The following is a 23,510-nucleotide window of genomic DNA, read 5'->3' as shown; positions in this document are numbered from 1 at the left end:
CCACTCTTCCCATAAGCCAAGCTAAAAAGCCGACTAAATTTCGTTGAAGTGAATCTCGAATTTTAGGGGTTTTGAGTCAATTCACCCCCCTAGGAGCAATCGTTCACCGGCAAAGCACTTTCGTTGCGCGCAAACTCTGAAGGCGATGCCGGACCTTCAAAACGGTAGGGACCTATCCTTTTGCGTACTTCCGCGCCGATTCCTTTCAGAAATCAATGGCAAGGCCCAGCCAGCCCAGCACAGGACTGGCCGAGGTCTTTTTCAAGGGGCTGACAATGCGTTACCCGGCCTGCGGTACAGCCTGAAGCGTCACGGGCACGCCGTTGAAGGCGGCATTTCCGCTGACCGGATCCATGCGCAGATCATCCGTCAGATCGTTGATCGAGACGGTCTGAACCGCAGTGGCGACGGATAGGTTAGGGCCGCTTTGCCCCCAGCCTTGAGGGATCGAAACAACTCCCGGTGCAATCTCATCAGTGATCTCGACCGGCAATGTAACCTGCCCGACCCTGCTTTGGACGCGGCTGTCTTGTCCTTCACTGAGACCCAGGCGCGCTGCATCAGCGGGGTTAACCTGCACGGTACACCGGTTGCGCCCCTTTACCAGCCGCTGGCTGTTCTGGGTCCAGCTGTTGTGACTGCGCACCTGTCGTCGGCCAATCATCAGCATGGGGAAGTCCGCTGTGACCGGGGGCGTAAATGCACGCAGGCGCGGAAGATCCTCCAGAAAGACCTCTGGCGCAAGGTGCAATTGCCCGTCCGCCGTCTCCAGCCGATCCGCGAGATTCGGAACCAGAGGGCCAAGATCGATGGATCCGGTTTCAGCGCTCAACATGGCGTCGACGGTAACACGGTCGCTGTGATGTCCCTGTGGCAGCAGTGCCGCCAGCATTTCCTCTGGTGATGGGCCAATGCTGTTGCTGCCGGTCAGCCGGGCGGCCAGGGTCGAGATCACCTCCCATTCCTGCGGGTTGCCGTTCGGAGCCGCAAAAATCGGTTTTGCAAAGGCGGCGGTATTGCGCACGGCAAAGCTGTGGAACACCATGTCATAGACGTGCTCTTCCAGCGCAACCGTGGCAGGCAGGATCAGATCGGCATGGCGGGTGGTGTCGTTGATGTGCAGGTCGATCGACATCATGAAATCGAGCGCTTCCATTGCCTTGCCAATCCGTGGGCCATTGGGCGCCGTCAGAACCGGATTGCCCGCGACGGTGATCATGGCGCGGATCTGCCCGTCGCCCGGTGTCTCCATCTCTTCGGCCATGACCGAGACCGGGAATTCTCCGTTATACAGCGGCTGGCCCGACACGCGCGAGCGTTTCTCGGGGTAGCTGCGCACCCGTCCCTTGCGGCTGGTCATGCCGACATAGTCCAGCGCAGGCGTTGTGAACATGGCGCCGCCGGGGCTGTCGAAATTGCCGGTGATGATGTTGAGCGCGTTGCTGGCCCATTGGCAGATCGAGCCAAAGCTCTGCGTCGAGGCACCCATGCGGGCATAGCAGACGGCGGTTTTCGAGGCGGCAAAATCATGGGCGAGCCTGCGGATGGTATCGGCTTTGATCCCGGTCCGCTCGGCGGCCAGTTCTGGCGTGAAAGGCTCTACCGCCTGCCGTAGCGCATCCAGCCCCTCAATCACCGGCTCCAGCGTGCCAAGGCGCGCGAGGCCAGCCGCAAAGACCTCGTGGATCAGCGCCAGCAGAAGGAAAGCATCGGTTTCGGGGCGGATAAACAGATGATCGCTGGCCTTTTCGGCGGTTTCGGTGCGCCGAGGGTCGACCACGACCGTGCGCCCGCCACGCGCGTGGATCTCCTCCATACGCTTGCCAAATCCGGGCGCGGTCATCATCGACCCGTTCGACACCAGAGGGTTGCCGCCGATGATCAGCATGAAATCGGTGCGCGAGACATCCGGCACCGGGATCAGCATGGGATGGCCCAGCATGTGGATCGAGGCAACATGATGCGGGATCTGGTCTGCCGTGGCCGAGGAATAGCGGTTCTGCGTCCCCAGCGCCTTGACCAGCCGGGGCAAGGTCAAAAGGTTGCCGAACTTGTGCGCATTGGGGTTCCCCAGGTAGACGCCGACCGCATCCTTCCCGTGGGCATCTTGAACTGCAGTCAGACGCTCAACGGCATAGTCATAGGCCTCATCCCACGAGACCGGAATGAATGCGCCATCAACCTTCTTCAGCGGGGTGGTCACCCGGTCCGGGTCGGTGCGGAAATCCTGCAGGGCAATAGCCTTGGGGCAGATATGCCCCCGCGACAGTGGATCCTCCGGGTTCGGTTTGATCGATAGGACCGCGTCATCGGTGTGTGCCACGATCAGCCCGCACATGGCTTCGCATATGTTGCAGGTCCGAAAATGTGTTCTTTGGTCGCTCATGGCTGCCTCCCCTGTCTCCTCCACGTCCCACATGGCCAATGGCCATTTGAGCAGAGACAAGCCTAGCGCGGTGATTTTGGCCTGGGCAGGGGGATTTCAGGGCATCAAACCCGTTCGACCAAACGTAACTTTTGTCTTTTGCGGTCTCTAAACTCAAAAGCCCCCGCGAATTTGTGCGGGGGCTTTGTCGTTTGGATTTTGGCGATGTGTTGCTCAGTATCTGTAGTGTTCCGGCTTGAAGGGGCCCTCGGGGCTGACGCCGATGTAGGCGGCCTGTTCCGCGCTGAGCTGGGTCAGCTTCACACCGATCCGGCCCAGATGCAGCCGCGCCACCTTTTCATCCAGGTGCTTGGGCAGGATGTAGACCTCGTTCTTGTAGTTTTCACCGCGGGTCCACAGCTCGATCTGGGCCAGAACCTGGTTGGTGAAGGAGGCCGACATCACGAAGGACGGATGCCCCGTCGCATTGCCGAGGTTCAGAAGACGCCCCTCGGACAAAAGGATCAGACGGTTGCCCGAGGGCATCTCGATCATGTCCACCTGTTCCTTGATATTGGTCCACTTGTGGTTCTTGAGGCTCGCCACTTGGATCTCGTTGTCGAAATGGCCGATGTTGCCGACGATGGCCATGTCCTTCATCTCGCGCATGTGCTCGATGCGGATCACGTCCTTGTTGCCGGTGGTGGTGATAAAGATGTCGGCTTGCCCCACCACATCCTCGAGCAGCACAACCTCAAAGCCGTCCATCGCCGCCTGCAAAGCGCAGATCGGGTCGGCTTCGGTCACCTTGACCCGCGCGCCCGCACCCGCCAGCGAGGCGGCCGAGCCCTTGCCCACGTCGCCATAGCCGCAGACCACCGCGACCTTGCCCGCCATCATCACGTCGGTGGCGCGGCGGATGCCGTCGACCAGCGATTCCTTGCAGCCGTATTTGTTGTCGAACTTCGACTTGGTCACCGAGTCGTTGACGTTGATCGCCGGAAAGGGCAGCTGGCCGTCCTTGACCAGCTGATAGAGCCGGTTGACGCCCGTCGTGGTCTCTTCGGAGACGCCCTTGATCGCATCGCGGGTCTTGGTGAACCAGCCGGGCGAGGCCGCCATCCGCTTTTTGATCTGCGCCTTGATGACCTCTTCTTCCTCGGATTGTGGCACCGGGAGGATGTCTTCCCCGGCCTCGGCGCGAGCGCCCAAGAGGACATAGAGCGTCGCATCGCCGCCATCGTCGAGGATCATGTTGGCGCCCTCGGGGAACATGAAGCTCTTGTCGAGGTAATCCCAGTGCTCCTCAAGGGTCTGGCCCTTGATGGCAAAGACCGGGATGCCCGCCTCGGCGATGGCCGCCGCCGCGTGATCCTGGGTCGAGAAGATGTTGCAGGAAGCCCAGCGCACATCGGCGCCCAGCGCCACCAGCGTCTCGATCAGAACCGCGGTCTGGATGGTCATATGCAGCGAGCCGACAATGCGCGCGCCCTTCAGGGGTTTGGCGTCCCCATATTCCTCGCGCAGAGCCATCAGCCCTGGCATCTCGGTCTCGGCGATGTCCAGTTCCTTGCGACCAAACCCGGCCAGCGAGATGTCTTTCACGATATAGTCCGCGCCCATTGGCAAACTCCATTCTGGGTAAACACAACTTGCCAAAGCTGCTAACACCACAATCCTTTACAAGCAACGAAGATGGATACCGGAACAAACAAGGCCAGCGACCAAAGGGGGGACGCTGTAGCGGCGCCCCCTCAAAGCCTTCAGTCAGGATCCTTAGAACTCTTCCCATGTGTCCAGCGCGGCATTCCCCTCCACAATCTGGAGCCGCTGAGCTGGGGCAGGTTTCTTGATCTCGTCATCCCCAGCCATGTCTCCATGCGCTGTCGGTTTAGGCGCGTTTTTGTCGGCCGGTTCTATGCCCGCACCCAGTTTGAATGCCGCCACCAGCTCGGCCAGTTTGGTTGCATCGCTGTTCAGCATATGGCCCGCAGCCGTCGCCTCTTCGACCATGGCCGCGTTCTGCTGCGTCACCTGATCAAGCTGCACCACCCCGGTGTTGATTTCCCCGAGGCCGGTGGATTGCTCCACAGCACCTTCGGCAATATCCGTCACCAGCTTCGAGATATGGTTCACCCGCTCGACGATATTGGTGAGCGCATCGCCCGCCTTGCCGACCAGATCCACGCCGCGCTCCACCTGGCGCGAGCTGTCGCTGATCAGCGTCTTGATCTCCATCGCCGCATCCGAAGAACGCTGCGCCAGCGCCCGCACTTCGGAGGCCACCACCGCAAAGCCGCGGCCCGCTTCGCCCGCGCGGGCGGCTTCGACGCCTGCGTTCAGCGCCAGAAGGTTGGTCTGGAAGGCGATATCATCGATCACGCTGATGATCTGCGCGATATGGGTCGAGGACTGCTCGATCTCGGTCATCGCCGACACCGCGCTTTGCACAACGACGCCGCTGTTCTCGGCCTCCTGCTTGGCCTCTTCCATGATGTTTTCGACGCTGCGCGCACCTTCGGCGGCGGATTTCACGCTTGCGGTGAGTTCATCGAGGGCCGCGGCGGTCTCTTCAAGGGTGGCCGCCTGGCTTTCGGTGCGGTGCGACAGATCATCCGAAGACTGGCTGATCTCGGCCGCGCCGTTGCGGATGCTCTGCGCAGAGTCGACGACCTGTTCGCAGGTTGATTTGAGGTTTTGGATAGACGTATTGAAGTCGAGCCGCAGCTGTTCGTAGTAGGCAGGGAACTCGTTTGGGATCTCCACTGTCAGATCGCCCTGAGCCAGCAACGACAGGCGTTCGGTCAATTCACCCACTACAAAGTGCTGTTCGGCGTCCCGTTTTTTCTGCTCTTCTTCGAGCTGTTTCTCTCGGACCAGCTTTTCCCGGAAAACGTCCAGTGATCGTGCCATCTGGCCGACTTCATCTCGGCGGCGCTGGCCGCGGATGCGGGTCTCCTGATCGCCACCTGCAAGGCGGGTCATCGCCTCTGTGACAGTGCGGATCGCGGAAGAAATGTTTGAGCCAATCAACCAGGCCAGTAGACCGCCGACAACAAAGGCCAAGGTAACCGCCCCCATCAACATGTCTTTTGTCATTGATGCAGTGTCGGCTTTTGCTTCTTTGCGCTCGCTCATGAGATCTTGTTCGATCGCCATGAATTCGTCCATCAAGGCTCTGAACTGATCAAAGAAAACTTTGCCACGGGCTTCGCTTATCAGTTTGGCCATGTCGTCCATAGTCTTGGAGTCACCAATCTCGCGGCGCAACTCTATCATCGGAGCAACCACGTCCGAGCGCCATTCGGTGATTGTGGCACCGATTTCCTGCAGGCGCGCCACTTGCGGAGGGTTGTCACTGACAGTTTCCGAGAGTTCTGCAACGAGGCGGTCAAATCGTTCTACACCAGAGTTCAGCGGCTCAAGGAATTGCTCTTCTCCAGCCAGAAGAAAGCCGCGCATGCCGGTTTCGATATCGATGGCAGCGGCAAGTATGTCCTTCGCCTGTGCGATCACACGATGCGTGTGATCGACCCACTGCATCGTATCTCGCGCGGCGGCACTGCTGATCTCGCCAGAGTTTGTGAGGTCAGTAAAGGCTTGCGTGCGTTCGGTGAGCAGGGCTTCTTCGGTTTCAATGAAGGTTTGAATCTGCTCCCGGAATGTGTCGAAGTAGGCTTTGCCTCTGCCCTTTTTCACTTCGGCAGCCATGTCATTCATGGTTGGAGCATTGCCGATTTCGCGTCTCAGTTCGATCTGCGACTGGGCTATGTCGGATTGCCATTGGTCCAAGACCGTTTCGGCCTCTTCCAGCCGTGCGACTTGAGGAGGGTTGTCGCTGACGGTTTCCTGAAGGTCCGCCAATAGTCCATGAGCGACAGCATTCCCGGCTTGATAGGGCTCCAAAAACTCTTCTTGTCCTGCCAGCAGATAGCCACGCATACCTGTCTCCATGTTGACGGCAGCTCCGACGATCGCGTTCCCTTGCGCGAGTACGCTGTGTGTGTGATCTACCCAGCGGTCGGTTTCGGCCATTCGGTTCAGCTTGATGCTGGCAACCACGCCGATGGCGAGAGTTAGAAACAGGGGACCGGCCGCAACCAGCATGACCTTTGTTTTTGTCTGTAGGTTGGCAAGAGACAAACGTTTTGCCGTCGTGCCGTGTGAAGAATTGCTACTCATAACCGCATTTTCCCTTTTCGACTCGCTCTTGGGGAGTATCACTTTGAAATCTTGCGGAAGGATTGAGTGTTCTGTAGTGGCCTCTATTTGTTGCTAATTTTGCGATTTTTCTTTGGCGTCGTTGATGCCCTGAGTCGGGCTAAGCTCAATTTCTCAGTTTAGGCGCTATGCTGATGGAAACGGGCGTGCTCCGTAGAGGGGGTAGTAATGAAAAGTGTACAATATCAGCGCTTTAATCTGTGTGTGAGGGGAGGGCGTGTTCGCCAGGTTTAATTTGAATCGTTCTTGTAATACGGCCAAGATGAGAAGGTGTACTCATTTGTCAAATAGGGGGCGTTGTGACCAAAAGCATGCCTGGAGGCCCGCGATATCGAATGTTAACTATCTGAAATTGATCGTAAAAAGTTCTGAATGTTTGTTGGCTGAGGATTAAATGCCTGATGACATTATCTTGGTAGAATAAAAAAGTGGATTTTCTGAAGCCTCTATGTTGCACGAGTTTTACGGCGCATTACTTTGAGGACTGTTGAAAAGGTGCTATGCTAATGTGTGGGAGAGTTGTTGGTTGGGTTAAAAAGTCCGTTTTCAGTATGTCGCTCATGCGCACTTGCGCTCTGTCCGGGTATCGGGAGTGCGCTGCATGGCATTGCAGTTTTTGGATCTTAAAGGGCCACACATCTTTTTGTTACAGCGCCAGTGATCGCGCCCCGTTTTTGGGAGACGAAAACCTTGATGCCAATGCGTTCAAATCTCGTTTCCATGGGACATGACCATGGACCGGTTGTGCTCGCAGTGGATGATGATCCTTGGGTGCGCTATCGGTTGGAAGGGTTTCTTTTGGATGCGGGCGCTTCTTTCGAAATGTGCTCAGATCCCTATGACGCGCTTCAGCGCTGCAGGACGCGACCTTCGTTTTACGGGCTTGTCTTCATGGACATCCGTTTCCCGGGTGGGGATTTCGGCTTTGAAGTGTCGAAACAGATTTCTTTGCTTGGGAATACGGCGCAGCGTCCTGCTATCGTCGGCATGTCCGGCTACCCCAACCTTTATCGGTTCAACGGCGGTGCCGAGTGGGGAATGGAAGACATCCTCCCGAAGCCTTTGTTCAAATGGCTGGTCTTGAACATGGTGCGGCGGTATTGCGGCACCGATTTGTCTGACGTGGAGACATAGAGGCCAGTCAAAAAAGATTGGCGCAGACTGCAGGCAGCCTACGCCAATCTTGAATGATGCTAGGTTGGCCCTTTTGGGTTCAATGATCAGGCCGGTCGCGACAAAAGGCTGCCCGGACGTGCTCTTGCCAATCCTGAAGTCAGAAGACCTGTAATGACCGCTTTCAGAAGGTCTCCGGGGATGTAGACCAGGATCAGGGCAGCTGCTTCGAAGAAGGATTTTTTCAACGTTATGGCCATGCCTGTAACGCCAAACAGATAAAGCACAAGGACTCCACCGATGAGCGATGCGAGGATGGCGGTGGGAAGGACCGCGACGCTCCGCATGCGCTCCATGATCAGGCCTGTGACAAAAGCTGCGACCGGAAAGCCGAACAGGAAGCCGGCAGTGGGCGATCCAAAAACGCCAAGCCCACCGCGTCCTCCGGACAGCAGTGGCAAACCAAGTGCGACCAGCAAGAGAAACAGGAGAACGGCCAGGAATCCGCGCCGCGCGCCCAAGACCGTTCCGCATAGCATGATGCCCATGCTTTGCGCTGTGACTGGCACGCCGGAGGCAAGGGTGATCTGCGGGACAAGGCCCAAGGCGGCAGTCAGCGCCGCAAAAAGAGCGATATAGGCGATGGAACGTTCCATAGTGTTTTGGTCCTTGTGTCTGCCGCGCGATGAGTATCGTGGCGGGAAAGTTATTGAATGCCGCCGCGGGCCTTCAGGGCTTCAGCGACGTGATCGGCATCATCTAATGCCATGACTGTAAGGGGCAGTGCGATGCGCCAAGAGGGGCGCCGCGCTGATCTTGCCCGCCATGCATCAACCAGTTGCGCACCGCGCAGGCTAAGCAGGGGGGTAAACCGGATGACCAGGGCAATCGCGATTTCGAGCCCGCGCGTGCTGAGGCCAAGTCGCCGCAACGGGGAGAGCAGCCAGGCCGCTAGATCAATCATGTCGGACAGCCGACTGGTCATGGTGACAAAGTTAGCCAGAGCCACAGTGCTCATGAGGCGCAGAGCGATGGACAGCCCGTCGTGCGGCGAGCCCTCGATCAGGTGCCATAGGACGATGACTGTGAGAAAAGGCCAGAGGATACGTAGAGTCTTAAGGCCGCTCCAGGCGAAACCACGTCCCGCACTCAGATAGAGCACCGCTGTGAGGCTCAGGGCGGCAGTTTGCACGGCCAAAGAGCCAAATGAAAACAGAACCACTGTGGCGCCCGACAGACACGCCAGTTTCCAGCCCACCGGGACAGGATGTGCCCAGGTTCTAGTTGGGAAGGTCAGAGAGATCATCGCTCGCTCCCCATGTGGTCATTTGCGCGGTGAATTCAGGTAGCACCTTGTGTGCCGGGCCATCAGCCCTGATCTGACCTGCTTCGATCCACAGGATGCGGTCATACCGCTCTAGGTGTTGTGGATCGTGTGAGATATGGAAGGTTTGCGCATCGATCTTGTCCAGCAAGCGCTGCAGGCGCATCCGCGTGGGAATATCGAGGCCGGAGAAGGGCTCGTCCAGGATGATCACACGGGGCGCCATGGACAGGATGGCCATCAGGCAGACCAGCTGCTTTTGCCCTTGGGACAACAGGTGGGTCGGGGCAGTGGCCCATTGAGCCTTGCCAAAACGGTCTAGGATCTGCGCGACACGCTCATTCGCATCACGCGCGTCAATACCCATCTGACGCAGGCCAAAGGCGAGTTCTTCCTCGACTGTCGGAAATATGATCTGGCGGTCCGGATTTTGAAACAGGACACCTACGAGGCCAAGTGCAGATTTTCGGTCACGGCTGATGTTGGTCCCATTGATCCGGGCTTCGCCATGGTCAGGTGCCACGAGGCCGCTCAGAACGCGGGCCAGCGTCGTCTTGCCGGACCCGTTGCGCCCGACAATACCCACACGTGGCTGATCTGCCGAAAAGGTGACATCCTGCAACAGCGATCTGCCGCCCGCAGAAAGGCACACGCCTTTCAACTCAACAGTCACGCCTCCAAGGGAGGGGGCGGGCAGGCTATCTTGCTCGGCAGGGTTCAAGCGAAGGGCTCCTTCAGATCGATTCCGGACGGGGCTGTGTCCTGAAAAAGAACTCCGGAGGTGATAGCTGATTTCTGCGAGCAGGCAACAATTTCAGCGTCCCATGGCACGAGAAACAGGCCAAACCCCGTCAGTGTAGGGAAACAAGTCTCAATTTGTCACTAGATGTCCATAGTTGTTCCGTTGGCCACTCCGGGTGTCCCCGATTGGCAAGGTTTACTGACCTGCTCCGCCAGATTTATCCAGACATCTGAAGATGCAGCCCCTCACCCGGGAACAGACGGGCCGTGGCCGCACGTTCCGCCAGGGGCGGGCCGTCAAAATAGCCCTGCAAATAGTCCACCTTGCACTCCTGCAGAAGGCGGCGGTGCTCCTCTGTCTCAGCCCCTTCGCCGGTCACGCGCATTCCCAGCGCATGACCAAGTTCGGCGATTGCCACCACGATGGCCTTGGTCTCCGGTGAATCCGGCAGTTTGGAGACAAAGGCTGCGTCTACTTTGATCTTGTCTACAGGGAATTTCTGCAGGTAGCTGAGCGAAGAATACCCCATGCCGAAATCATCCAGCGCGACGGTCACGCCAAGACGTTGCAGGGCTTCGATCTCGCGTAGGGCGGATTGTCCGCTGGACAGAACCACGGTTTCGGTGATTTCCGCTTCAACGGCGCTGGCGGGGCAACCGGTTTCATAAAGGCAGTCGTTGACGAATTCATCCACCTGCGAGCCGAACAGCTTGGGGGAAAGATTGACGGCGACACGGCCCTTGAAGCCCATATCGTGCCAGCGCGCCGCGGCGGTGGAGCCTGGGTCATGATCTGATATGTCAACTCCCGAATCAAACCGCATTCCTCGGCCACCGGGATGAATTCGGCGGGCGACACGCTGCCCAGATGTCGGTGGTGCCAGCGCGCGAGGGTTTCGAATCCGATGATCTCTCCTGTGCGCAGGTCGGTCTGGACCTGATAAACGGGTCGTATCCCGTCTTCATTGAGCGCCGCGCGCAGCTCCCGTTCCAGCAGCGCTTTGCGTTTGATGGCGGTTTCCAGATCGTTGTGAAAAACCTCTACCCTGCCGCGTCCGCTGTTCTTGGCCTCATACAGCGCAAGGTCGGCGCAGCGGATCCCGTCGGCGGCCCTGACGTTCTTGCCTCCAATCGTGGCAATACCCGCGCTCATACCGGTGTGCAGCACATTGCCGGAAATCGTCAAAGGCTTGGACAGATCGTACACAAGCGAGTTGGCAATATTGGTCAGGCGTTCTTCGCTCGCGGCGCCTTTGACGATGATCGCGAACTCGTCGCCGCCCAACCGTGCCGCCAAGGCTCCTGTCGAGGTGCTGGCGGAGAATTTTTCTGCAACAACCTTGAGAAGGGCATCGCCGGTCGGATGACCCAGGGTGTCGTTGATGGTCTTGAAATGGTCGAGGTCGGCCAGAAGTACTGATACCTGGTCGCCAGCCTCAAGCCAGCTTGCCAGAGTTTGTTCCAGAAGTCGCCGATTGGGCAGGCTGGTCAGGCTGTCATGCTCTGCCATGTATTTCACGCGCGCCGCCTGACGTGCCTGATCGCTATGATCTGTCGCCAGAAGAAGCGTGCCGAGGTAAAGCCCATCTTCATCGCGGATCGGCCCGCCCCTGACCAAAAGGTTCAACTCCTCGCCGCTGTTGAAATGTGTGACGCTTGCTTCGGCCGCGAAATCTTCATTGGCGGTGACGCGCTCCTCAACCTGCTCGGCAACATCGTCTGGCAGCCACGAGCGGAAGTTCAGCTTGTCTCCAACACGGGCATCGGCAAAGAAAATTGAGGCATTGGCATTGGTAAAGACCACGGTCCCGGTTTCATCTGTCACGATTACGCCATCACGGGTGGATTTCAGCGCACGGTGGATCCGATTGCGTTCGCGCCGCGCCGCTTCTGTGCTTTGAGCGCGCAGATCAGCCATTTCGATCTCGTTGCGGCGCATCTGTTCAAGCGCCTGGGCTAGCAAGCCGACCTCGTCCTGGCGCTGTTGGTACGGGATGGAGATATCAAGGCGACCGTTGCGCAGGTCGGAGACCGCCTCACCAATTTCTCCCAATGGTTTGGACAGCCGTGACAGCACAAAATATGCAGTGCCGGAGACCAGCACGAAAATGATCAGTGAGATCAGAATATGATGCCCCGTCGCCTCTATGAGCGGGGCCGAGATATGCGCAATCGGAATGACGAGGTTGAGATGACCAAGCAACTCGGTCTCAGTGCCCAGAGTGTAGGTTATCGGGTGGCTTTTGTAGACATCCCCTTCGGTGGGGATGTAGTCTGGCGCCGTGGTGGATGCGATCACAGTGCCATCTGACGCGACCAACTCTGCGTGCCCCACGTGGGCCACCTCGACGATCTGCTTCAGCGTCTCTTCCACCTGTGGCATATCGAAGTCCCAGATGGACTGGGACAGGGTGCTTGCGGCCAGACCAGCCATCATTTTGGCACGTTCGTGCAGGCCTTGTGTCAGATGCACCCGGTGATCAAACGCTTCATACGCCAGACCTGCGGCCAGGATCAGGAAGACAGGCGCCAGAACTCCCACAAGGATGCGGGAACGGAGGTTTTTGGGTCCAGATAACCTCATTCCGTTTTACCCCGACAATCCATAACGTGCGAGGATTTCGGCGTAGCGACCAGAGGCCTTGAGCCGCTCAATCCCTTCCGCAAGTTGCCGGGCATAAACCTGGGAGCTTTCCAGGGCCGGAGAAAAGGCGATGAACAGATCGGTCGTGTCGCTATTGGGCATGATCTCGACCGCATCCGCGATGCCCAGTTGCGCTACGGCATATTCCAGCACCGATCTTTCATCGATCGTCAGATCGATGCGCCCGGCGATTAGTTTCTGCAGGTTGCGCTTGAGCGCACTGTCCCCTCCAATCAGCTGCACGCGGGTTGGATCCCGTTCATGCTCGTCGGCGTAGGCCTTTATCATGGACTGGTATTCGTAGTCCACGATAGCGCCAATCCGCAGACCTTCGAGGTCCTCAAAGGTGGAGATCTCGCGCGCCTCACCTTTGCGGAAGACCAGGGTTTCCTGATACCCTGCCATGGGAGAACCAAAAACGAGGTCAGGGGACTCGTCCTGATCCGTGCCGATCACGCCATTGACCTCACCGTTGCGGGTTTTTTCGAGGCTCCGGCCCCAGGTCAGCGTTTGATAGCGAACCTCGTGATCGTAGAACGCCAGTGCTTCCTGCGCCAGTTCGACCATGAAGCCGGGGCGGTCGCTGTTCGGCTCGCAATTGAACGGGCACCAGACATCAGCGCGCAGTTCGATCGTGTCAGCGCGCACGCCTGTGCACGGCACTGACAGAACTGTCAGGCCAAGGATCAAGTTGAGGACGCGAAAGAGACCTGAGTTGAACATCTACCTGTACCACTGAAACCGAACACATCTCAGGGTGAACAAGATCGGTTAATTGAATCTCAGCGCGGCGGCCAAAGCCCCGAAAAACTAGACCAAAATCCCAAGGTTTATCGCAACAAGTTTAGTAGAAATCGGCAAGACCGGCCCGCGAGCTGGAAGCGGTCTTGCCGGGCGGGTGCAGACCCTCTCAATAACCGGCTGCAAAAGGTGCTGCTGTCCCCCATAGTTGCCGCACACGTGCATCGCGGCCACAAGCCTGCCTGTAGCGCTTATAGGCTGCTGCCTGCCGTTTGGGACCAAAGCGGGTGAAGACCAGCTTGTCTCCCTTGTAGTAATCCTGGTGGTAGTCTTCTGCCGGATAAAACACGCTTTCCTCCAGAATCGGCGTCACAACGGGCTGTCCAAGCTCTTGCTGAGCCATGGTTTTTGATTTCTGTGCGAGGGACCTTTGCTGCCCGTCCGAGACAAAGATGGCGGTGCGGTAGCTATCGCCGCGATCGCAGAACTGACCGCCTGTATCCGTGGGATCGACCGAGCGGAAGAACAGGTTCAGCAGCGTCGCGCGGCTGACTTTAGCAGGGTCAAAATGGATTTGAACCGCCTCATAGTGGCCGGTGCCGCCCCGCGTCACCTCTTTGTAAGTGGGGTTTTGCGTCGTTCCCCCAGTATAACCTGAGACAGCCTCGATCACGCCCGGCACCGATTCGAAATCGCTTTCCACACACCAGAAGCAGCCCCCTGCGACGGTCAACACTTCGGTGTCTGCTGCCTGCGCCTCATGGCCGCGCACAAGGCCCGCCGTCAGGATGAGGATGGCCAGGGAAACCTGTTTGATCTGATGCAGTGTCTTCATCATAGCCTCCGTTTTCTTCAGCCTGCCGTCCGCCTCCTTATTGCTCAAGTCCGTGTCATCAAATGTCACGCAGAGGTGAGTGCAAGTTATCACTTGGAAATTGGATCCAATCTGGCTAGCGTGCCGCAAAAGGAGGGTCCGATGACTGAAAAAATGAGTACCCATCAGGCCGAAGAAGACCTGCGCAACGAAGAGATCCTCATCTATGTGAATGGTCGCATCGTGCCCAAGGCCGAGGCCACCGTCAGCGTCTATGACAGCGGTTTCATGCTGGGCGATGGCGTCTGGGAAGGCTTGCGGCTTTACAACGGAACCTGGGCCTTCATCGACGAGCATCTCAATCGTCTGTTCGAGGCGGCCAAGGCCATTGATCTGGACATTGGCCTCACCCCAGAAGGCGTCAAACAGGCGGTGCTCGACACGCAAAAGGCCAATGGCATGACCACGGACGCCCATGCCCGGCTGATGGTGACGCGCGGTCCGAAAACGCGGCCCTTCCAGCACCCGAGCCTGTCGCAGCAGGGTCCGACCATGGTGATCATCATGGAGCATTCGCGCCCCAACCTGCCGCGCCCGATCAACCTGGCCACGGTGCCCCATATCCGGGGCCTGCCGATGAGCCAGGATCCCAAGCTGAATTCTCATTCCAAACTGAACTGCATCCTGGCCTGTATCGCCGCTGAAAAGGCCGGTGCGGACGAGGGGCTGATGCTGGATGTGAACGGCTTTGTGAACACCACCAACGCCTGCAACTTCTTCATTGTGCGCGGCGGGGAGGTTTGGACCTCGACCGGAGATTACTGCATGAATGGGATCACCCGGCAAAAGGTGATCGATCTCTGCCGTGCCAATGACATTCCGGTGTTCGAGCGTAATTACTCCTTGGTCGATACCTATGGCGCGGATGAGGCCTTTTTGACCGGCACCTTCGGGGCTCAGACGCCGGTGGGGATGATCGACGGGCGCCAGATCGGCACGGGCGAGATGGGCCCTATGACCAAACGGATCCGGGCGCTTTACAAGGCATTGATCGAAAAGGAGTGCGCCTGATGCGGATTGCAATGTGGTCGGGGCCGCGGAACCTGTCGACGGCGATGATGTATGCCTTTGGCAACAGGGGCGATTGCGCGGTGGTGGATGAGCCGTTCTATGCCGCCTATCTGAAGATGACCGGGCTGGACCATCCCATGCGGGAGGAGATCCTGGAGAGCCAGAGCCAGGATCCGAACGCGGTCGCCGATATGCTGCTTGGCCCCATACCGGCGGCAAAACCGGTCTATTATCAAAAGCATATGAGCCAGCACATGATTCCCGGAATGCCGCGCGACTGGATGCGGGATGTGACCAATGTCTTCCTGATCCGCCACCCGGCGCGGGTCATCGCCTCTTATGCGGCGAAACGCGAAAACCCGACGCTGGACGATATCGGGTTTCGCCAGCAAGCCGAGCTGTATGATCTCTGCCGCAGCTGGGGGCAGTCGCCAGTGGTGGTGGACAGTCATGACATCCGCCACGATCCCGCCGCCAAGCTGGAACAGATGTGCGAGGCGATCGGTCTGCCTTATTCGCCGAAAATGTTGTCCTGGCCCAAGGGCGGTCACAAGGACGACGGCGTCTGGGCCGAGGTCTGGTACGGTGCGGTCTGGACCTCTACCGGATTCGCAGGCCCCGAAGGCGATCTGCCCGAGGTGCCTGAGCACCTGCAACCGGTGCTGGATGCCGCGATGCCTTACTACGAGCAGCTTAAGGCGGCGAAAATCTGAAGCCGCCAACCGGGCAGGCTGGTTATCCGATCAGCTTGCCCAGTTTCATCGCGACGCCCATGTCACCAGTGATCTTTATCTTGCCCATCATCACGGCGGTCATCGGGTTCAATTTGCCGGTCAGCAGCTTTTTCAGGTTCTCCTGCGACAGGCGCAGGGTGCAGTCCGTCTCGCGGTCTTCGGTGGTTGCGGTGCCATCGGCCAGAACGATGACACCATCCTCGCCGCAGTCGAATTTCAGCGAGCCGTCAAAGCTTTTGCCGGACAGGCCGGACTGGATACCGGCGGCGATGTCTTGAAGGGCCATCAGGGGATCTCCTCTTGCTTGACCTTCGGGTAAAGCAAGTGACACGCGCTGGGCAAGCATGACCACGCGGGAGGTGGGCCTCAGGTGTTTGCCAGTGCTTCAATCGTGAGCGGGCAGGGGGTGCCGCCGTAAAAGGCGTCGATCACCTGCTTGAACGCATCGGGCGCATCCGGCACGGCGGCAAATAGCGTCATGGAAGAGCGCAGTTTCTTGGCGTCCACCTTGCCAAGGATCTCAGCCGCGTCCTGCCCCTGATGGGACAGCATAAGCCCGGCGACCTCTGCCAAGCGCGGACCCAGAACCTCGTGACCGAGGTAGGCTTTGGCCTCGGCCAGGTCTTCAATCCCGTATAGCTGCGCCATGTGAGATTTGCCAAGCTCGGCCAGTTGCGGGAAGACGAACCACATCCAGTGGCTCGTCTTTTTACCCGCAGAAAGCTCGCTCCGGACATCGGACCAGACCGTGTCCTGGGCTTCGACGAACATCTCCAGCTCTTCTTCGAAATCGTCCTCGAAGTCGCCGTCTATGTCGTAATCGTCGCTCACTTCTTCAGGCGGCGCTCGCGCGCGGCCAGCAGTTTCAGGCGCAGGGCGTTGAGCTGGATAAAGCCTGCGGCATCTTCCTGGTTGTAGGCGCCGGCGTCCTCTTCAAAGGTCACATGGGCCTCGGAATAGAGCGAGTGTTCAGAGTCGCGTGCCACAACAAAGGCCGACCCTTTGTAAAGCTTCAGAGTCACGGTGCCGGTGACATGCTCCTGGCTCTTGTCGATCAGGGCCTGCAACATTTCACGCTCGGGGCTGTACCAGAAGCCGTTGTAGATCAGCTCGGCATAGCGGGGCATGATCGAATCCTTCAGGTGACCTGCGCCGCTGTCCAGGGTGATCTGCTCGATGCCGCGGTGCGCGGCCAGCAGGATGGTGCCGCCGGGGGTTTCATAGATGCCGCGGGATTTCATGCCGACAAAGCGATTTTCCACGAAGTCGAGGCGGCCAATACCGTGCTTGCGGCCGTATTCGTTCAGCGCGGTCAGGATGGTGGCCGGGCTCATCGCCTCGCCGTTGATCGAGACTGCATCGCCCTGCTCGAAACCGATAGTGATCACTTCGGGTGTATCCGGCGCGTCCTCGGGGCTGACGGTGCGCTGGTAGACGTAATCCGGTGCCTGCTCGGCGGGATCTTCCAGCACCTTGCCTTCGGAGGAGGTGTGCAGCAGGTTCGCATCGACCGAGAAGGGCGCCTCGCCGCGCTTGTCCTTGGCAATCGGGATCTGGTTCTTTTCGGCAAACTCCAAGAGGCGCGTGCGCGAGGTGAGGTCCCATTCCCGCCAGGGCGCGATCACCTTGATGTCGGGGTTCAGCGCGTAAGCCGCGAGTTCGAAGCGCACCTGGTCGTTGCCCTTGCCGGTGGCGCCATGGGCGACAGCATCGGCGCCGGTTTCGGCGGCGATTTCCACTAGACGTTTGGAGATCAGCGGGCGCGCGATCGAGGTGCCCAGCAGGTACTCGCCTTCATAAAGCGCATTGGCGCGGAACATCGGGAAGACGAAGTCCTTCACGAACTCTTCGCGCACGTCTTCGATGTAGATGTTTTCCGGCTTGATGCCCAGCATCTCGGCCTTCTTGCGGGCAGGCTCCAGCTCTTCGCCCTGGCCCAGATCGGCGGTAAAGGTCACCACCTCGCAGCCATATTCGGTCTGCAGCCATTTCAGGATGATCGACGTATCAAGGCCGCCAGAGTAGGCCAGCACAACTTTCTTGGGCGCGGACATGGGTTTTCCTCTTGATCAGAACGTCTGCGGCGTAACGGGTTTTGCCGGCAAGGGCAAGGTTCGCCGGGTTTTCCTTGTCTTGCCGCCCGCAAAACGTGCATTAACGCTGCGATGACTATTTACAGGAGATATTGCCCGTGACCGGCTGGAAGCTATTTTCGCATTCGATTGGAATGATCAGCAGGAACTTTCAACAAGCCGTACAGATCTTCCTTGTGCCGCTGGTTCTCATCGCCGTGGTGATATTTGCCATGGTTGGTCAGATGGCAAGCGAACTGACGATGCATGGAAATGGAACCACCGTGCCAATCGGCATGGTTGGGCCGGGGATATTACTGCAGATCTTTTTGCTCTCACTGGTCGTCGCCCTGATTAGCATGTGGGGTGTTGTGGCGTGGCACCGCTATGTGCTGCTCGAAGAAATGCCGAAAGGGTGGATCCCGCGGCTCAACCCGTCAAACATGCTTATGTATCTGTTGCGCAGCCTTCAGCTGATGCTTGTCTCTATGATCTGCATACTTCCGGTTGCGTTCATCGGTTCTGCAATCATGCAGGCTGGGGGCGTGATCGGTGCACTTCTGATGGCGTTCTGTTTCGTTGCTGTTTTGGTATTTGTCAGCCGAATGGTGCTGGTCTTGCCAGCGGCGGCAATCGGGGCGTCCTTCGGGCTTGGTGAGGCTTTGCGCGCAACAAAAGGCCAGTGGCCGACCTTCCTTGCCGTGGGATTTTTCATATTCCTTGCAAATGTCGCCGCGTCTGTAATTCTTCTTGGTCTGTCGTCGATTCCATGGCTGATGAGCGTTGTCCAACTCGGCTTTTCGGCCGTGCTAAGCCTGCTGAACATCAGCATCCTGACGACCCTCTACGGCTATTTTGTGGAAAAGCGCCCGATCTGATTTCCGGTATTCTTTTGCATGCTTTGCGCCCGCCCCTTGCCTTGGGGGCGGGCTTGGGCCACTGAAAGGGTATGAGCGATTTTCAGACCCGGTTCAAAGATGCCGCCCGCGCCGCCGAGGCGGCCATGCGCGAGGTGTTTCCCGCGACGCCCCTGCAGCGCAATGTCCACCTCTCGGAGCGGTTCGAGGCGGATATCTACCTCAAGCGTGAGGACCTGAGCCCGGTCCGTTCCTACAAGATCCGCGGTGCCTTGAACGCCATGCGCAAGCAGCCCGATCAGGAACTGTTCGTCTGCGCCTCGGCTGGCAATCACGCACAGGGCGTGGCCTTCATGTGCAAGCATATGAACAAGCGCGGCGTGATCTTCATGCCGGTCACAACGCCGCAGCAGAAGATCCAGAAGACCCGCATGTTCGGCGGCGACAATATCGAGGTGCACCTGACCGGGGACTATTTCGATGACACGCTGGCCGCCGCGCAGGCGTGGTGCGCGCGCGAGGGCGGGCATTTCCTGTCGCCCTTTGACGACAGTGACGTGATCGAAGGGCAGGCCTCCATCGCGGTGGAGATCGAGGAACAATTCGGCGGCACGCCGGACCATGTGATTCTGCCGGTGGGCGGGGGTGGCATGTCCTCGGGCGTTGCGACCTTCTTTGGCGATGCGGTGCATTGCCTGTTTGTCGAACCCAATGGCGGGGCGTGCCTGCGCGCGGCCATCGCGGCGGGGCATCCGGTTGCGCTCGATAAGGTCGATACCTTTGTCGATGGCGCGGCGGTGGGCACCATCGGGGCGCAGCCTTTTGATCTGCTGAAACACATTCCCTTGCCGGATGTGATCACCATCTCCGAAGACCGCATCTGCTCTACCATCATCGAGATGCTGAATGTCGAAGGCATCGTGCTGGAGCCCGCCGGTGCGCTGGCGGTCGAGGCGCTGAATGATGTGCGATCCTGGATCCGGGGGAAAAGCGTGGTCTGTGTGACCTCGGGCGGAAATTTCGATTTCGAGCGCCTGCCAGAGGTCAAGGAACGGGCGCTGCGCTATTCGGGGATCAAAAAATATTTCCTGTTGCGCCTGCCCCAGCGGCCTGGCGCGCTGAAGGAGTTCCTGAACATCCTCGGTCCCGAGGATGATATCGCCCGGTTCGAGTATCTGAAGAAATCAGCGCGCAATTTTGGCTCGGTCCTGATCGGGATCGAAACCAAGCGGCCAGAGAATTTCGCTGCGCTGTTTTCGCGTCTTGATGCAGCGGGGATGACCTATACGGACATCACCAATGACGAAACACTGGCGCAGTTCCTGATCTAGGCTCTTTAGACGTATTCAGGCCAGGGCTGGAAGCTTGGCAAGAAACTCGGCCTTGGATTGCTCGTAGGAGACGAATACGGCGTCGAGGTCAACCGAAGCGGCCGCCCCGGCAGCAGAGTCACGCTCGCCTTTCATGCAAAGGACAGAAAAGTCGTCAAAGCCAAGGTTCATGGCGCTGCCTTTCAGAAAGTGCAGATCCTGCTCAAGCGCGCTACGATCTCCGGTGCGCAGCTTGCCGATGACACCTTCCACCTCTTCCAGGAACAGTTCCACGACTTCGTCGAAGTCCTCTTCACCAACTTCTTCGCGGAGTTCTTTGACACGTAGCCAATCGATCATGGCAAAAGTTCCCGGTTTTCTTTGCTTCGTAAGTATTTCATAAGGCCCAACCCGTAAATTTTGAGTGAAGCGATGGTGTGTTTCAAATTTTAGGTTTCACGTCCCATTAAAGAACCGGCTTGATACTGTTCCCATTGCGAGCCAATTCGTTGCTAGTGTATGAGGTATCGATAGTTGCTGCCAGACAGTCCAGTGGACCATGAGGAAAACGCCATGAGCGGCTCGATCAACCGTGTTCTGGTTGTCGATGACAGTCGGCTTCAGCGCCGGATCCTTGTCGCGTCCCTGAAAAAATGGGGTTTCAACGTCCTGGAGGCCGAGAGCGGCGAACAGGCGATGGAAATCTGTTTGGCTGATCCACCCGACCTGATCCTCAGCGACTGGATGATGCCGGGGATGAACGGTATCGAATTCTGTCGGGCGTTTCGCAAGCAATCTACTGATAACTATAGCTATTTTATCCTCCTGACCTCAAAGAGCGAAAAGAATGAGGTGGCTGAAGGGCTAGATGCGGGGGCAGATGATTTTCTGACCAAACCCGTGAGCTCGGACGAGTTGCGGGCCCGGATTTCTGCGGGTGAACGGATCCTGCGCATGCAGCGGGAGCTTTCAGAGAAAAATCGTATCGTCTCGGAGACCTTGGGCGAATTGCAACGGGTCTATGATGCAATCGACAAGGATCTGATTCAGGCCCGGAAAATTCAGGAATCACTTGTCCCGGAGTTGTCAAAGAAATTCGGCTCCTCGACCGTCAGTCTCCTGCTCAAGCCCTGCGGCCATATTGGTGGCGATCTGGTGGGCATGTTCTGTCCCGGGGTCAACAGAATCGGGTTCTACTCGGTGGATGTGTCCGGCCACGGGATCACTTCGGCGATGATGACTGCGCGACTGGGCGGGTATTTGTCTTCGACATATTTTGATCAGAACGTGGGCATGGAGAAGCGATTCAATCGGTTTTATGCCCTGCGTCCACCGGAAGAGGTCGCCAGCCTGCTGAATGCGCGTCTGATCGCTGACACCGGCATCGAAGAATATTTCACCATGGCCTATTGCACCGTCGATCTGCGCAGTGGGGTTTTGAAGATGGTGCAGGCGGGGCATCCACATCCGCTGCTCTTGCGCAAGGACGGTAGCGCGGAATTCATCGGCAAAGGCGGCGTACCTGTCGGTCTGGTGCCTGATATCGGCTACAGTCAGGAAGAGTTGGTTCTCGAAAAAGGCGACAGGTTGCTGCTTTATTCCGACGGTTTCACCGAGGCGCGTCTTGAAAGCGGTGAAATGCTGGAAGCGGAGGGGCTTCTTGAATTGGTCAAGAAGTGCGACGGTCGTCAGAGCGGTAAGGAGTTCCTTGACGACCTTTATTGGAACCTGACCCAGATGTTGTCGCAGGAACATGGCCTTGAGGATGACGTCTCGGCCACGCTGTTCGAATATGAAGGCCCCTGAGCAGCGCTTTTCGACTGAACCTCTCGGCCGATACCTAGGTGCTTGAACGAAATACTCCTGCGAATGGCGCGATGATCAAGGACCTTTTCCTCTTATTGGACCAGGCTGCACGCTGTTGCGTGCAGCGGTTGCACCGGATGCTTTCGTAGGACGATCGCTGCCGACGCCCAAGGCGGTGGAGTGTTAGGCGAAAAGCTGCTCTGCGAAATGACGGTCACCGGGGTTGCCAAGATGATGCACGGCTTCCTGAGTCGTCATCCACAGCGCTTCGTGACCTGCTTCTGTCGGCGGGCCGAGACGGCGCAACGGGCGGGCCATGTAGATATGGCACAGCTTTTCAGCCCAAAGATCATACTCCGGCATAAAGACGAACCGGCGAAAGGCGCCGAGCCTGCGCGGACGGCCGATGCTCCAGCCGGTTTCCTCAAATACCTCACGGTGCAGGGCCGGAATGGGTGCTTCCCCCGGATCTATCCCGCCTCCGGGCAGCTGGATGTCCGGCCCCGGATCCATCTGGCAGGTCAAAAGCAGCCTACCATCCCGCGGCAACAGCGCGTAGATCCCCGGCCGCAACCTGTAATCCCGCCCTGCCTCTGGCGGCTCACCAAATCGCCTGATCACTTGCGCCCCCTTCACTCCAAATGGGAAAACCCTATATAGGCTCGATATGCCAACCTCCGGCGTGTAAGGAAACCCCATGACTCTTGGTTCGAAAATCGCGTGGGACGATACGGTCCTGCCCTTCCAGCTTGATGCCTCCGACATGCGGGGTCGCGTCGCGCGTCTTGATGGCGTGCTCGACGGTATTCTGAAACAGCATGACTACCCGCCCCAGGTCGAAGCGCTGGTGGCCGAGATGGCCCTGCTGACCGCTCTGATCGGGCAGACGATCAAGCTGCAGTGGAAACTGTCGCTGCAGGTGCAGTCCAAGGGCGCCGTGCGGATGATCGCAACTGACTACTACGCCCCCCAGGCCGAGGGCGAACCGGCCAAGATCCGCGCCTATGCCAGCTACGACGCCGCACGGCTGACACCGGGGCTGCCCTTTGATCAGGTGGGCGAGGGGTATTTTGCGATCATGATCGACCAAGGCAAGGACATGCAGCCCTACCAGGGGATCACGCCTTTGGCGGGTGGATCGCTGTCCTCCTGTGCCGAAGCCTATTTTGCCCAGTCCGAGCAGCTGCCGACGCGGTTCAGCCTCAGCTTTGGTAAATCCTCCGAGCCGGGCGTCGCGGAACATTGGCGCGCGGGCGGCGTGATGCTGCAGCACATGCCAAAGGCCTCCCCCTTTGCCGCTGAACTCCAGGGGCGTGGCGATATTCTGAATGCCGATGATCTGGTCTCGGGTGACACGCAGGAGAACTGGAATCGGGTCAACATGCTCTTGGAGACGGTCGAGGATCTGGAGCTGATTGGCCCGACCGTCACCCCGACCGATCTGCTGGTGCGCCTGTTCCACGAGGAGGGCCCACGCGTATTTGATGCGCAGCCGGTGGAATTCGGCTGCACCTGTTCTGAAGAGCGCGTGCGCAACAGCCTGTCGATCTACTCGGCCAAGGATCTGGAGAAGATGACGACCGAGGATGGTCGGGTTACCGCCGATTGCCAATTCTGCGGGGCCCATTACGATCTTGACCCAAAGACGCTGGGCTTTGATGCAGAAAACCCGCCGACGTAACGCCCGACAACCGAAC

The 23,510-nt window shown here is 58.4% G+C and carries 21 protein-coding genes and 1 pseudogene; 7 read left to right on the top strand and 15 right to left on the bottom strand.

Going from position 1 to position 23,510, the window contains the following annotated elements; translation table 11 throughout:
* Window positions 1-280 precede the first annotated feature (280 nt).
* From INS80_RS06250 to INS80_RS06240, 3 genes are all read right to left on the bottom strand, one after another.
* Window positions 281-2,386, bottom strand: coding sequence for a molybdopterin oxidoreductase family protein (locus INS80_RS06250; RefSeq protein ID WP_192964816.1), 2,106 nt, complete (start codon window positions 2,384-2,386; stop codon window positions 281-283).
* 213 nt (window positions 2,387-2,599) lie between these two features.
* Window positions 2,600-3,988 carry an adenosylhomocysteinase gene (gene ahcY, locus INS80_RS06245; protein ID WP_192964815.1) on the bottom strand — a complete coding sequence of 463 codons (1,389 nt, stop codon included), beginning with the start codon at window positions 3,986-3,988 and terminating at the stop codon, window positions 2,600-2,602.
* A 153-nt stretch (window positions 3,989-4,141) separates the two neighbouring features.
* Window positions 4,142-6,472 carry a CHASE3 domain-containing protein gene (locus tag INS80_RS06240; protein ID WP_226892573.1) on the bottom strand — a complete coding sequence of 777 codons (2,331 nt, stop codon included), beginning with the start codon at window positions 6,470-6,472 and terminating at the stop codon, window positions 4,142-4,144.
* Between the two features lie 834 nt (window positions 6,473-7,306).
* Between INS80_RS06240 and INS80_RS06235 the strand changes: the two genes are divergently transcribed.
* Window positions 7,307-7,720, top strand: coding sequence for a response regulator (locus INS80_RS06235; RefSeq protein ID WP_192964813.1), 414 nt, complete (start codon window positions 7,307-7,309; stop codon window positions 7,718-7,720).
* A gap of 86 nt (window positions 7,721-7,806) precedes the next feature.
* On the opposite strand, the gene INS80_RS06230 is transcribed toward INS80_RS06235, so the two are convergent.
* The 7 genes and pseudogenes from INS80_RS06230 to msrA form a co-directional block, all read right to left on the bottom strand.
* On the bottom strand, window positions 7,807-8,355 hold the full coding sequence (locus tag INS80_RS06230; RefSeq protein WP_192964812.1) for a biotin transporter BioY: 549 nt from the start codon (window positions 8,353-8,355) through the stop codon (window positions 7,807-7,809).
* A gap of 50 nt (window positions 8,356-8,405) precedes the next feature.
* Complete coding sequence (locus tag INS80_RS06225) at window positions 8,406-9,005, bottom strand: energy-coupling factor transporter transmembrane component T family protein (RefSeq protein WP_192964811.1); 600 nt, start codon at window positions 9,003-9,005, stop codon at window positions 8,406-8,408.
* The gene (locus INS80_RS06220) at window positions 8,980-9,744 is read right to left on the bottom strand and encodes an energy-coupling factor ABC transporter ATP-binding protein (protein WP_226892572.1); all 765 of its coding nucleotides are present in this window, start codon (window positions 9,742-9,744) and stop codon (window positions 8,980-8,982) included. The genes INS80_RS06225 and INS80_RS06220 overlap by 26 nt, the downstream gene beginning before the upstream one ends.
* 238 nt (window positions 9,745-9,982) lie before the next feature.
* Window positions 9,983-10,516, bottom strand: coding sequence for an EAL domain-containing protein (locus INS80_RS19395; RefSeq protein ID WP_255430520.1), 534 nt, complete (start codon window positions 10,514-10,516; stop codon window positions 9,983-9,985).
* A 38-nt stretch (window positions 10,517-10,554) separates the two neighbouring features.
* Window positions 10,555-12,147 (bottom strand): annotated as a pseudogene (locus INS80_RS06210) (diguanylate cyclase domain-containing protein); the annotation flags it as partial.
* Window positions 12,148-12,354: 207 nt separating this feature from the next.
* Window positions 12,355-13,056 (bottom strand): substrate-binding periplasmic protein, encoded by a 702-nt coding sequence (locus tag INS80_RS06205; RefSeq protein ID WP_192964806.1) that lies wholly within the window; start codon window positions 13,054-13,056, stop codon window positions 12,355-12,357.
* 262 nt (window positions 13,057-13,318) lie between these two features.
* Window positions 13,319-13,984, bottom strand: a complete 666-nt coding sequence (msrA, locus tag INS80_RS06200) for a peptide-methionine (S)-S-oxide reductase MsrA (RefSeq protein WP_192964805.1) — start codon at window positions 13,982-13,984, stop codon at window positions 13,319-13,321.
* A gap of 141 nt (window positions 13,985-14,125) precedes the next feature.
* Between msrA and INS80_RS06195 the strand changes: the two genes are divergently transcribed.
* Both INS80_RS06195 and INS80_RS06190 read left to right on the top strand, forming a co-directional pair.
* Window positions 14,126-15,034, top strand: a complete 909-nt coding sequence (locus INS80_RS06195) for a D-amino acid aminotransferase (protein WP_192964804.1) — start codon at window positions 14,126-14,128, stop codon at window positions 15,032-15,034.
* Window positions 15,034-15,747, top strand: a complete 714-nt coding sequence (locus INS80_RS06190) for a sulfotransferase-like domain-containing protein (RefSeq protein ID WP_192964803.1) — start codon at window positions 15,034-15,036, stop codon at window positions 15,745-15,747. Before INS80_RS06195 ends, INS80_RS06190 begins: the two co-directional genes overlap by 1 nt.
* A 22-nt stretch (window positions 15,748-15,769) precedes the next feature.
* Here INS80_RS06190 and INS80_RS06185 read toward each other — a convergent pair whose 3' ends face one another.
* From INS80_RS06185 to INS80_RS06175, 3 genes are all read right to left on the bottom strand, one after another.
* Window positions 15,770-16,054, bottom strand: coding sequence for an SCP2 sterol-binding domain-containing protein (locus INS80_RS06185; RefSeq protein ID WP_192964802.1), 285 nt, complete (start codon window positions 16,052-16,054; stop codon window positions 15,770-15,772).
* Window positions 16,055-16,134: 80 nt separating this feature from the next.
* A complete protein-coding gene (locus INS80_RS06180; protein WP_369411374.1) occupies window positions 16,135-16,599 on the bottom strand; it encodes a DUF1810 domain-containing protein in 465 nt (154 codons plus the stop codon).
* A complete protein-coding gene (locus INS80_RS06175; RefSeq protein WP_192964801.1) occupies window positions 16,596-17,822 on the bottom strand; it encodes an argininosuccinate synthase in 1,227 nt (408 codons plus the stop codon). Before INS80_RS06175 ends, INS80_RS06180 begins: the two co-directional genes overlap by 4 nt.
* Before the next feature lie 137 nt (window positions 17,823-17,959).
* Between INS80_RS06175 and INS80_RS06170 the strand changes: the two genes are divergently transcribed.
* Together INS80_RS06170 and ilvA are read left to right on the top strand one after the other, a co-directional pair.
* Complete coding sequence (locus tag INS80_RS06170) at window positions 17,960-18,718, top strand: hypothetical protein (RefSeq protein WP_192964800.1); 759 nt, start codon at window positions 17,960-17,962, stop codon at window positions 18,716-18,718.
* 71 nt (window positions 18,719-18,789) lie between these two features.
* Complete coding sequence (gene ilvA / locus INS80_RS06165) at window positions 18,790-20,028, top strand: threonine ammonia-lyase IlvA (RefSeq protein ID WP_192964799.1); 1,239 nt, start codon at window positions 18,790-18,792, stop codon at window positions 20,026-20,028.
* Between the two features lie 15 nt (window positions 20,029-20,043).
* Here ilvA and INS80_RS06160 read toward each other — a convergent pair whose 3' ends face one another.
* On the bottom strand, window positions 20,044-20,367 hold the full coding sequence (locus INS80_RS06160) for an Hpt domain-containing protein (RefSeq protein WP_192964798.1): 324 nt from the start codon (window positions 20,365-20,367) through the stop codon (window positions 20,044-20,046).
* A gap of 213 nt (window positions 20,368-20,580) precedes the next feature.
* Between INS80_RS06160 and INS80_RS06155 the strand changes: the two genes are divergently transcribed.
* Window positions 20,581-21,813, top strand: a complete 1,233-nt coding sequence (locus tag INS80_RS06155) for a PP2C family protein-serine/threonine phosphatase (protein ID WP_439650933.1) — start codon at window positions 20,581-20,583, stop codon at window positions 21,811-21,813.
* Between the two features lie 183 nt (window positions 21,814-21,996).
* Here INS80_RS06155 and INS80_RS06150 read toward each other — a convergent pair whose 3' ends face one another.
* Window positions 21,997-22,434 carry an NUDIX hydrolase gene (locus tag INS80_RS06150; protein WP_192964796.1) on the bottom strand — a complete coding sequence of 146 codons (438 nt, stop codon included), beginning with the start codon at window positions 22,432-22,434 and terminating at the stop codon, window positions 21,997-21,999.
* Between the two features lie 76 nt (window positions 22,435-22,510).
* Here INS80_RS06150 and hslO point away from each other — a divergent pair, with 76 nt between their 5' ends.
* A complete protein-coding gene (gene hslO, locus INS80_RS06145) occupies window positions 22,511-23,494 on the top strand; it encodes an Hsp33 family molecular chaperone HslO (protein ID WP_192964795.1) in 984 nt (327 codons plus the stop codon).
* The last annotated feature ends 16 nt before the right edge of the window (window positions 23,495-23,510 follow it).

It is taken from the genome of Phycobacter azelaicus (assembly GCF_014884385.1).
Lineage (GTDB): Bacteria > Pseudomonadota > Alphaproteobacteria > Rhodobacterales > Rhodobacteraceae > Phycobacter > Phycobacter azelaicus.
Note: the sequence above shows the minus strand (reverse complement) of the source record. Positions and strands in the feature narration are given on the sequence as shown.